At 48.9% G+C, this 11,226-nt stretch carries 10 protein-coding genes; 8 read left to right on the plus strand and 2 right to left on the minus strand.

The genetic code is table 11. The annotated features are described in order from the left end of the window. Positions 1-487 precede the first annotated feature (487 nt). The 6 genes from KDK15_RS11780 (at position 488) to KDK15_RS11805 (ending at position 7,955) form a co-directional block, all read left to right on the plus strand. Positions 488-1,084, plus strand: coding sequence for a hypothetical protein (locus tag KDK15_RS11780; RefSeq protein ID WP_257295552.1), 597 nt, complete (start codon positions 488-490; stop codon positions 1,082-1,084). A gap of 91 nt (positions 1,085-1,175) precedes the next feature. After that, on the plus strand, positions 1,176-2,480 hold the full coding sequence (locus tag KDK15_RS11785; RefSeq protein WP_257295553.1) for a homoserine dehydrogenase: 1,305 nt from the start codon (positions 1,176-1,178) through the stop codon (positions 2,478-2,480). Positions 2,481-2,557: 77 nt separating this feature from the next. Beyond that, entirely contained in the window at positions 2,558-3,946 is a 1,389-nt protein-coding gene (gene thrC, locus KDK15_RS11790) for a threonine synthase (protein WP_257295554.1), read from the plus strand. Positions 3,947-4,047: 101 nt separating this feature from the next. Further along, positions 4,048-5,286 (plus strand): hypothetical protein, encoded by a 1,239-nt coding sequence (locus KDK15_RS11795; RefSeq protein ID WP_257295555.1) that lies wholly within the window; start codon positions 4,048-4,050, stop codon positions 5,284-5,286. A gap of 99 nt (positions 5,287-5,385) precedes the next feature. Then, entirely contained in the window at positions 5,386-7,122 is a 1,737-nt protein-coding gene (gene recJ / locus KDK15_RS11800; RefSeq protein WP_306800322.1) for a single-stranded-DNA-specific exonuclease RecJ, read from the plus strand. Positions 7,123-7,334: 212 nt separating this feature from the next. Continuing rightward, positions 7,335-7,955: a paraquat-inducible protein A gene (locus tag KDK15_RS11805; protein WP_257295556.1), complete on the plus strand. Its 621-nt coding sequence runs from the start codon at positions 7,335-7,337 to the stop codon at positions 7,953-7,955. Here the strand turns inward: KDK15_RS11805 and dinB are convergent. Next, on the minus strand, positions 7,939-9,066 hold the full coding sequence (gene dinB, locus KDK15_RS11810; RefSeq protein WP_257295557.1) for a DNA polymerase IV: 1,128 nt from the start codon (positions 9,064-9,066) through the stop codon (positions 7,939-7,941). The genes KDK15_RS11805 and dinB overlap by 17 nt on opposite strands. A 247-nt stretch (positions 9,067-9,313) precedes the next feature. Between dinB and KDK15_RS11815 the strand changes: the two genes are divergently transcribed. Further along, a complete protein-coding gene (locus KDK15_RS11815) occupies positions 9,314-9,556 on the plus strand; it encodes a hypothetical protein (protein ID WP_257295558.1) in 243 nt (80 codons plus the stop codon). A 102-nt stretch (positions 9,557-9,658) separates the two neighbouring features. Here the strand turns inward: KDK15_RS11815 and KDK15_RS11820 are convergent, their stop codons facing one another. After that, the gene (locus tag KDK15_RS11820) at positions 9,659-10,387 is read right to left on the minus strand and encodes a hypothetical protein (RefSeq protein ID WP_257295559.1); all 729 of its coding nucleotides are present in this window, start codon (positions 10,385-10,387) and stop codon (positions 9,659-9,661) included. A 169-nt stretch (positions 10,388-10,556) separates the two neighbouring features. Between KDK15_RS11820 and KDK15_RS11825 the strand changes: the two genes are divergently transcribed. Further along, positions 10,557-11,225: a response regulator transcription factor gene (locus tag KDK15_RS11825; protein WP_257295560.1), complete on the plus strand. Its 669-nt coding sequence runs from the start codon at positions 10,557-10,559 to the stop codon at positions 11,223-11,225. Position 11,226 lies beyond the last annotated feature (1 nt).

Consider the following 11,226-nt stretch of genomic DNA (forward strand, 5'->3'; position numbering starts at 1 on the left):
ACTGGCATAAAGGCAGCTTGAGCCTTGGATCATAACAACGAATGTTGCGCTCGTTTCGGTTTTAATCAAGAGCACCTACTACACAAACTATCCCCAGACAAATGACCGAGCCGAAAGTCTGCTGCGATGGAAGTTTCCTTTGCGGGTTTGATACTGGCGCGGGTTTGGGTATTTTCACAGGGGTCAAAGTCACTGCCTGCACTTGCACAAATTTTGTCAAAGACTGTTGCTGCTGTCTTGGAAATCTGAAAAAAGCAGACTGCTGTTTCAAATTCAGTTCAATGACGGGCAAATTATGCGCTGTCTACGGCATATCCGCAGGAATGGCAGGAGTCGGCGGTCTGGCAGGGGCATTGACTCTGGGCTCTTTGGGGTATACGTGTGCAAATCAGGGACAGCGATCACGCTACCTTTATGATCCAATAGTCATGACTGACAGCGCATACACTGCCTGTTGTTTTTAAAACCGTTAAATGGAGTAAATCGAATGCTGAATGCACCCACTGCACAAACCATCACCAGATCCATCACCGACCCGGAAGTCAGCTGCCGTGCAGGCTCGACCTGCGGGGCCGCAGCAGGCCTTGGCTTTGGTATTTTCCAGGGTATGAAAGTCACTGGCTGCAGCGGTGCACAATGCATGTACTGCATTCAATTTGGAAATGTAACTGATTGCAACAACTGCCTTGCAGCAACAACCCTCTGTTCTCTAACCTCCCTGGGAATAACAATTGCCGGTGGGTTAACCCTCGGTGTTACGGGATATATGTGCGCGAAACAAATGCAGCGATCATCATGTCTTGCTAATAATGGCTCCATGGAAGCCAATATGCCACCTGATCAGGGCGATCCAACACCTGCCAGAGAGATTACCTGCACAACAGACCAGAAAATAACAGCCCCGGTTACTAACTCTGAAGTGATTGACAGGAAGCCCTTGCCTTACGATGCTCATTTGACTGCATCTACGGACTCAATGGCTACCCCTTCCAATCCACCGCCAACCTACGAAAAACTGTACCACGCGCCGCCGCCCACTTATGAAGAAGCTATTAAATTACTACGCGACGGTGCCCGTGAATGACACCGCCCATATCGCATCAAAAACCTGTTTAAGGTTATAATCCCCACCGGTATTACCGGGAATGATCATAACAATGAATGTGGGGAACAGTTTGAAACCGGTCAAAGTAGGTATCTGTGGACTTGGCACTGTCGGTGGTGGCACTTTCAATGTCCTTCAACGTAACGCCAGAATTATCACTGCCCGGGCCGGTCGTCCTGTGATCATTGAGCAGGTTGGCGCCCGCCGGGATAATCCTGACTGCGACACCGGGAACATCAGCGTTGCCCGGGATATTTTTGCAGTCGCTCACAACCCTGAGATTGATATTCTGGTTGAAACCATTGGTGGCTATGATGTTGCCAAAGAGCTGATTCTGACGGCAATCGAGCAGGGAAAACATGTTGTCACTGCCAACAAGGCCCTGATTGCCGAACATGGTAACCAAATCTTCGAGGCTGCCCGCAATAAAAATGTCATTGTCGCCTATGAGGCGGCCGTTGCCGGTGGCATTCCCATCATCAAGTGTCTGAGGGAAGGCCTGTCGGCGAACAGCATCAGCTGGCTGGCGGGTATTATTAATGGCACCGGCAACTATATCCTGACGGAAATGGGCGACCATAATCGTCCGTTTCAAGATGTTTTGAAAGAAGCACAAGCATTGGGTTATGCAGAAGCTGATCCAACGTTTGATGTCGAAGGTATTGATGCCTGCCACAAGCTGACCATTATGGCGTCAATCGCTTTTGGTATTCCTCTGCAATTCAACAAAGCCTATACCGAAGGCATCAGCAAAATAACGCCCAGTGACATCCAGTATGCCGCTTCTCTTGGCTTTAGGATCAAACACCTTGGTGTTGCCCGCAAGGCAGCCAATGGCATTGAACTGCGGGTTCACCCGACCCTGATTCCTTCCGATCGCCCACTGGCCAACATCAATAGTGTGATGAACTCTGTTGTGGTTCAGGGGGATGGAGTTGGCCAGACCATGTACAGTGGCCCCGGGGCTGGTGCTGAACCCACGGCATCTTCTGTCATTGCCGATATCGTCGATATTGCCAGAACCATTGACGCTCCAGACGCTGCCGTGAATGCCTTGGGCTTCTCAGCGGACAGCCTGAGCGACACAGTTCCGGTACTGCCGATTACCGAGACGGTGTGCAGCTTCTATCTGCGCATCCACGCCGACGATCACCCCGGAGTAATGAATGCCGTTACCCGGGTGCTGAGCAGCCACGGCATTAATATCGATGCTATTACCCAGAAAGTTACTCGCGAAGATGATGGCTGTGCGGATATCGTTATCCTTACCCACCGTACTCTTGAAGGCACCATGGACAAGGCCATATCGGAACTCGAAGCGTTGGAGGATATTAAATCCCCCATCACCCGAATTCGCGTTGAAACCATGACCTGAAGCTATTCGCCCACCCGCTTACCCTATGGCTGGTAAGCGATGCTGTCAGAGTAATAAACAGATATACGGAATTCCCAGTGAAATACATCAGTACCCGAGGACAGGGACACACCAAAGATTTTCAGGATGTTCTGCTGGCCGGGCTGGCGGATGACGGTGGTCTTTACGTACCAGAAACCCTGCCACAGTTCAGCGCTGAGACTATCCGGTCGCTGAAGGGACTCCCCTATAATCAGCTCGCCTTCGAAGTCATCCAGCCTTTTGTCGGCAGAACCATCCCGGACGACAAACTCAGGCAGATGATTGATGACAGTTACACCGGGTTCAGGCATCAGGCTGTCGCACCACTTCATCAACTCGGTGCCAACCAGTGGGTTATGGAACTTTTCCACGGCCCAACCCTGGCCTTCAAGGACTTTGCACTGCAACTGCTTGGTCGCCTTCTGGACCACACGCTGACTGAGCGTAATGAAAAGGCGATAGTACTGGGCGCAACTTCTGGTGATACAGGATCTGCAGCCATAGAAGGCTGTCGCCATAGCGATCATCTGGAAATATTTATTCTTCACCCTTATCAACGGGTATCAGAAGTTCAGCGTCGTCAGATGACCACGGTTCTGGACAGCAATGTTCACAACATTGCCATACAGGGCAATTTTGATGACTGTCAGGATATGGTGAAAAGATGTTTCGCCGACCAGTCGTTCCTGCCAGAAAACACCCGACTCGTTGCCGTTAACTCCATCAACTGGGCCAGAATCATGGCCCAGATTGTCTATTATTTTTACGCGGCCCTGGCTCTTGGTGCGCCGGATCAGCCTGTCAGCTTTGCAGTGCCTACTGGCAACTTTGGTGATATCTTCGCAGGCTATATCGCCCGGGGAATGGGCCTACCCATAGAAAAACTGATTGTTGCCACCAACCACAATGACATTCTCCACCGTTTCTTCCAGAACAATGACTACCGCAAGGAAGCACTGCAGCAGACACTGTCGCCCAGTATGGACATCATGGTTTCCAGTAACTTTGAACGCCTGCTGTTTGATATGCATAACCGTAATGGCGACGCTTTGGCGGAATTGATGTCTGGTTTCCGGGAAACGGGAAATATTCGTGTTGATCATGGCCCATGGCAGGCCATCAAAGAACTGTTCGATAGCAGCCGTTCTGATGATCAGCAAGTCTGCGACACGATCAGTGCCCTGTATAATAACGCCGGCTATCTTGCTGACCCCCATACAGCAACCGGTATCCGGGCAACAGAAGAAATTGAGCTGGCCAGAGAAACGCCAGTGGTAACCCTGGCAACAGCCCACCCGGTGAAATTCCCTGATGCGATCATCAAAGCGGGCCTGGACGCACCAGCACTGCCAGCTCATATGGCTGATTTGTTTGAACGGCAAGAGCGTTACGATATTCTTGACAACGAACTCTCGTCTCTCAAGACTTTCATCCAAAGCACCTGAAGTTCAAAACCATCATGCCAGCCAGCTGCAGGCTGGTTTCGACTACAATCAGTTGTGATTTTGCCGATCCAGAACAGGGAGTACCCTGGAGACTGTCCGCAATGAAACCCAATAAAACTGCCTCCTCCACAAATTCACCCTCTTCATCATACACTTCGACGAAAGAACCCAAAGGGTACCACCAGGGGCGCCAGGTAAAACGGTCTCTTGGCCAAAAGTTTACTCAGTGGATGTCATCATTAAAGATGAACTTCAAGGAAGGAATAGGATTACTCCAGCGATCAATATACCAAATTTCTCCAGCAACCCTGCCATTGATGAAGGGGCGTTACTGGGATCAAGTTCCTTTGCCCAATAACCCGGAGCAACTAAGAGAGCTGGCGATCGACTCAGCCATTGCCCAAATCCCGTACAAACTCAACCATGACCCGATCCGTTGCTGGGAAATAATCAGGGAAGCGGAAAACATTCTGACCGATAGTACTGATAACGACAGGCCAGAAGCATTGCACCATAAAGTTGAGCCCCGTTTTTTCGAAGAAATCCTTAGTTGTGCAAAAGAAGATCGTTGGTCAGAACAAAAAAAGAGTTCGCTTACCCCTGAGCAGCAAAACATGGCAAACAGTGAATGCTTCCGGAATATAACCCTGCTGCCCTCTGGCATGATCATAGATCATACGACAGGGCTGATTGCGGTTATGGCGATTAATCAAGCCACCCACAAAATAACACTGGTTTTTGGTGGAACCAATTCAGCCAATGGCGCAAGCAAACTGCTTGATGAAAACGGCCTGGAAATAGGAAAAAAACCAGGCCGACTACGAGCCCAACTAAAAGCTGACTGGCAAAACCTGGCAGGACATAAGATCCCGGACTGCTACCTTCAGGCATCCAAACTGGTGGAGTTAATCAAGAGTATGACCCATTCCAAAACAACGCTGAAAGCCATGGGGCTTGATGACTCTCTGGGTATGCTGTTTTTAGCCGGGCACTCCCTGGGTGGCGGTCTGGTTCAATACAGCGCAGCGAAAAACAAGGTACCGGGTCGAACATTCAACCCGGTAGCGCTAGGCCGCAGAGCAATGGAGGACCTGACAATAGACGAAAAGGAGCAGGCCAAAAACGGACTGATTGACAACTATCTGGTTCACCATGACCTGGTTAACACACCCTTTGGCTATCAGCGATGGCATAAGCGCCTGGCTCCAACCATCCTTGGTCGACGGACAATAATTCACGCTCATAAAGCCACGGGAAAAAATACCCTGTATGGCCGTCACAGTCGGTCACATGTGCATTATATGGCTGAACTGAAACGAAAGATAAACGCGACAAAGTAATCATTCCGGGACTTTACACGCTCTCCATTATCGCCCCCGCTAACCGGAAACTGTGTTAATCTGACACTTTATTTCTGTTCATCACCTGTTATTCCATTTATGCCCGTCAATATAATCCGCCGAACCTACAACCTCTCAACCTGTTGCTTCACGCCAGAGATGGATCCTCTGCTGGCCAGAATTTACAGTGCCCGAGGCGTTAAAACTCAGGATGAACTGCCACGTCAGCTGCAACAGTTAAGCGACTACCGGCAACTCAAGGATATCGATAAAGCCGCTGACATTCTGGCCGAGGCTATTATCAACCAGCAACGCATGTTAATTGTTGGAGACTTCGATTGTGATGGTGCCACCAGCAGTGCTCTCGCGGTTCTGGCCCTGAAAAGCATGGGTGGCCATGCCGATTTTCTGGTACCCAACCGCTTTGACTATGGTTATGGTCTGACTCCTGAAATTGTTGAAGCCACCTTGCCCTTTCAACCCGATGTATTAATCACCGTTGATAATGGCATCTCCAGCATTGCCGGTGTACTGGCAGCAAAAAACAGAGGAATGAAAGTTGTGGTTACCGATCACCATCTGGCTGGCCGCGAACTGCCTGAAGCCGATGCGATTGTTAACCCTAATCAACCAGACTGCCCGTTTCCCGGCAAAAATACCGCCGGGGTAGGCGTTATTTTCTACCTGATGTGTGCCTTGCGAACCCTGTTGCGGTCACGGGGTTATTTTCAGGAGAAAACAGAGCCCAATCTGGCCGAACTTCTCGACCTTGTTGCCCTCGGCACAGTGGCTGATGTGGTCAAGCTGGACAGCAATAACCGCATACTGGTATTCCAGGGGCTTGCCCGTATCCGCTCCGGCCGCTGCCGACCGGGCATTACAGCGCTGATTGAGGTATCCGGTAGAAATGCTGGAAAGCTGGTCGCTTCAGACCTCGGCTTTGCCCTTGGCCCAAGGCTGAATGCGGCTGGACGTCTGGATGATATGTCGATTGGTATCGAATTACTCCTTTGTGACGATATGAACCAGGCAAGGGAGTTAGCCGTTGAGCTGGACGGTCTTAACCGTGACCGAAAAGCCATTGAGGGCAGTATGCACAGCCAGGCCATGGCAGAACTGGAGAAAATCCGGTTTAACCAGCAAACAGATCTGCCATGGGGCGTCAGTTTGTTTCAGGAAAGCTGGCACCAGGGCGTGGTTGGCATTCTGGCTTCCCGGGTAAAAGAGAAACTGAACCGCCCGGTGATCGCTTTTGCGCAAGCCGATAACCTTGAGGGAGAGCCAGAACTGAAAGGTTCTGCCAGGTCGATTCAGGGACTGCATATGCGTGATGCACTGGACACTATTGCCAGAAATAACCCCGGACTTATCATTAAATTTGGTGGTCACGCCATGGCCGCAGGGCTATCCATACCAAAAGCAAAATTCAGCGCATTTCAAGCGGCTTTTGATCTTGAAGTCAGAAAACTATTGACCGCCGAGGACCTTCAGGCAGAAATGCATACTGACGGTGAACTGATGCCCGGTCAGGTAACCATGGCAACCGCTTATACCCTTCGCGAGGGCGGCCCGTGGGGACAAAGTTTTCCTGAGCCCTGCTTTGATGGCCAATTTCAAATTATTCAGCAGAAACTGGTGGGAGAGAAGCACCTCAAAATGGTACTCAAGATACCCGGCAGCGAGTTATGGCTGGATGCTATTGCCTTCAATATCGATAACCGGGTGTGGCCAGATCCCAATATTCGTCAGATCAAGGCTGTCTATAAACTCGATATCAATGAATTCCGTGGTCAGCACAACCTACAGCTGATGGTTGAACATTTTGAACCGGCATGAAATGGACCAATTGCCATTGGTAAGCTGACAAACGCCACACCTTAGACCAAACTGAGCTGTCAGAGTCTATTCCTTATTAAGGAGAACACCATTAGCCATGTGATCAGAAGTACCGTCAGTGATTATTGCAGTTGGACAGCCGGTTCCATAAGCTAATTGCATCCCTCAGTCTATGGCAGAGAACGCACTTTAAAATAACAATGAGGACACTGATGACAGCTTCCAGATGGCTACTCACGCTGATGATTATCACCTCTCTTTGCCTGCTGATTCCGGGAGTGACTCAACCTATGATGACCATCAAGGCAGATCTTGATCGTCAGGCAATGCTGAATGAGGCAAAGCGTATCGTTCAGCAGCAGAACCTTCATCCTGCTATGGCAGGTCTGGCTACCCAGTTCCTTGATCGTCTGGAGGTTAAAGGAACATCCACTGTTTATGAAAAGAAGCGTTCCATTCTCGGTACCGCTGAAAACCTCTGGAACAGTGGCTATTATTTTGTGGCAGTACTGATTGTCACCTTCAGCCTGGTGATACCTGTCACAAAACTGGGATGCCTGTTGCTGGCTAATTTTGTCAAGAAAAACCAAATACTGCTTAGGCTGAACAGTTTACTGAGCAAATGGTCCATGGCTGATGTGTTTGCCATTGGTATATTCATCGCCTTTCTGGCGGCAAATGCCACGACTGCTGAAAATGTCGGCTCTTCACAGATTGTGCAATTTGATGCAGCACTGCACTCTGGCTTTTATTGGTTCGTGGCTTATTGTCTTGTCAGTAATTTGATGGGACAACTGGCAGAAAAAAAACAGGCGCCTACCTCAGCCCCATAATTCTCTTCTCAAAAAGCTCAAGCTGTTCAAGCGCTCTTTCTTCACGGAGATCCACAAGCCTGACCCCTAATCCGAGAAGCCTGACCGGACGGCCTCCCCGTTCCCAGGCTCTTACCAGCAGCTGAGTAAAATGTTCTGTAACAGTTTCACCGGTTGTCGGCAGACTTTCCTCAAGGGTGGTCTGAGTAAAATCGGCAAACTTCACCTTAACAAAGTGCTTATGCACTTCATATTCCTTTTCAATCCGCTGGTAACGTTCCTGAAGTTCTCCAAGCAAAGGAATAACCTGAGCTGTAATATCCTCAGGCTCCGACAAATCTTTATCATAAGTATGTTCAACAGAAAGGGATTTCCTGCGCTGGCTGGTCTGCACCTCACGATCATCCCGGCCCCGGGAAAGCTCCCACAACCGTTCACCAAAACTCCCAAACCAGCGACTTAACTCAAGAATGGAATACTGGCGTAATTGACCACAGGTAATGATGCCTTTTTTGTGCAGTTTCCCGGCGGTAACCCGCCCTACCCCATGAATTTTTTTCACGGGCAGATCGAAAATGAAATCATCCACCTGTTCCGGAGTGATCACAAAAAGGCCATTGGGTTTATTCCAGTCACTGGCAATTTTGGCCAGAAACTTATTCATCGCAACGCCGGCAGATACGGTGACATGCAATTTTTGAAAAATTTTCTGCCGGATTTCCTCGGCAATCAAGGTGGCACTGCCTCGACAAAGATGAGTTCCGGTGACATCCAGATAAGCCTCATCCAGGGACAAAGGTTCAATTAAATCAGTATATTGGCGAAAAATAGCATGAGCTTCAGAAGACGCTGCACGATAAACTGAAAAGCGGGGAGGAATGATCTTCAGCTCCGGGCAGAGTCTCATCGCCTGCGCTGAAGACATGGCTGAGTGTACGCCAAATCGACGCGCCTCATAATTACAGGTGGCAATCACCCCTCTGCGATCAGAAGCGCCCCCAACAGCAACGGCCTTCCCTGACAACCTCGGATTATCACGTATTTCAATACTGGCAAAGAAGGCGTCAAAATCGATATGTATGATTTTTCTCTGGACCACCTTTTGCTCAAGACTGGCATTACTTTCCATCATGTTCCAATTAGCTCCGGGATAAGCACTGTATATACATACAGAACGCTTTTGGCAAGCAATTCCTTGCCTGTTAACCAGTCCCCCAGATGGGAGGGATTCCACTGGATCGAAATGGCACAGGTGCAGAAGAGGCAGCCTGGTGGAACAGGCGGTCTGTACATTCAAGCAGCACAGAAAGCTAGGCCTGGTTATATGCCCTGAAGGTACCCGGACACGTGGCGAGCGGTGGCACACAGGCTTCTACCATATGGCAAAAAATGCCGGCATCCCCATTGTACTTGCCTTTCTGGATTTCAAGGACAGAACCGGAGGATTTGGTCCTGTTATCGAGCCCGGGGAGGACATCGAAAAAGACCTTTCGGAAATACAGGCATTTTACACAGAGATTTATGGCAAACATCCCGAATGCTTCAGTCCGGTATCACCAAAATGCACAAAACGAAAGTTTCAGAATCATCACAAGCAACAACCGCATAATGTCTGCGATTGATTACGCCCTACCCAGATTCAGCTGAGAGTGCATCTGGTGCTTTACAACAGATGACATTGAGCATCTGCAAAAGCAGCAGGGAAAAATCAATGTCCTTTATCATCAGCCAGCCAGAACCGCTAAATCCTTGACAAAAATCTGGCTGGCATCCACTTGAGCAGCAATTCGATCATGAAGAGTTAAAGGAGTTCTTTTTATGCCCGCAGCCCAATCATCAAATTTTTGCCATAAATAGTGCTGTGCACTCAGCTTAACTGAAAAATTTCCCGGGCCATCGATGAACTGCTCGACATTTTTGGCGTTATTGTTTTTAAAGTCATTATAAATAAAGGGTGATAATAAGGTTCCCGCAGCCAGTCCGCCCAGGATGATATTAACAGGTTCCACAACTGCTACCATGAGTCCAAAACCCACAATATATCGACATGCAAGGTCTGTAACCCGGTTATAAATAAAATTACTCAGTTTGTTTGCTGGAGTAATCGTATATTCCAGGAACGACTTGGTATTTTCTCTTCCCGAAAAATGGTCCACAGCCTTCATAAAGGGCGCATAAACACAAAAGCCAAAAACACCACCCACCAGAGCAGATGGAAGCGCAAAAACAACATGGCCAAAAATGCTACCAGCCAGTTGTCCAATCTGAGAAACTGCCGTAAGAGAAGAAACTGCAATAGTCTTGACCGTATTCCATCCGGGATTCTTTTCCCGGTCCTCTTTTAATTCAGCCAGTCTTTGAGCCTTTGATTCATAATCCTCAAAATACTCCTGAGTGTATTTACCTTGATCAACAGCAACTGGAACTGAAGAAAAATTGACCGAACCAACCATTTAGAGCCCTTAATTCTATGAATACCTATCGTGTATGACCGCCCCAACAGAGAATAGTTCCATCCTATGAAATCGATTTACTTATACTTTAAATAAATCTCTGAATCTTTGACGGGTTCACAGAGCTTATTTAATTGACCGATCAAACAGATAATGGCAATCTCAAAAAATGGACTACACAATAATTATTGCCGATGACCACCCCTTATTCCGGACTGCTCTCAAGTCCTCAGTTGGTCACGCGCTTAAGGAACCGGCGATCTTCGAGGCTGGCTCAATCGCTGAACTGCAAATACTTCTGGGAAACAATGCCTCACCGGATCTGATCTTGCTGGATCTGCATATGCCAGGCGCACATGGACTGTCCGGGTTGATATTTCTCAGAGGGCAATATCCGGATGTTCCTGTTGTCGTTGTTTCAGCTTCTGATGACCAGCAGATCATACAGAAAACCAAAAACCATGGAGCCAGTGGTTTCATTCCAAAGTCTACGCCGCTGGATGACCTGAAAACAGCCATTATCAAAGTTCTGGATGGTGAACACTGGTGGCCGGATAACTTCCAACCTGTCGAATCTCAGCAAAGCAGTGATATGGAAGCCAGACTGGCGACCCTGACACCTCAGCAGTTCAGAGTTCTGGGCATGATCAGTGAAGGCCTGTTGAATAAGCAGATTGCCTATGACCTGAATGTATCGGAAGCGACGATCAAGGCTCATGTGACCGCCATTTTCAAAAAGCTGGGGGTCAGAAGCAGGACCCAGGCGGTAATCGCCATCAAAGCGCTGGAAATTGAGATGCCCGGTCAGGACTCACAAGATCAGAAAACCGAAGACTAAA

Source organism: Endozoicomonas sp. YOMI1 (assembly GCF_024606345.1).
Lineage (GTDB): Bacteria > Pseudomonadota > Gammaproteobacteria > Pseudomonadales > Endozoicomonadaceae > Endozoicomonas.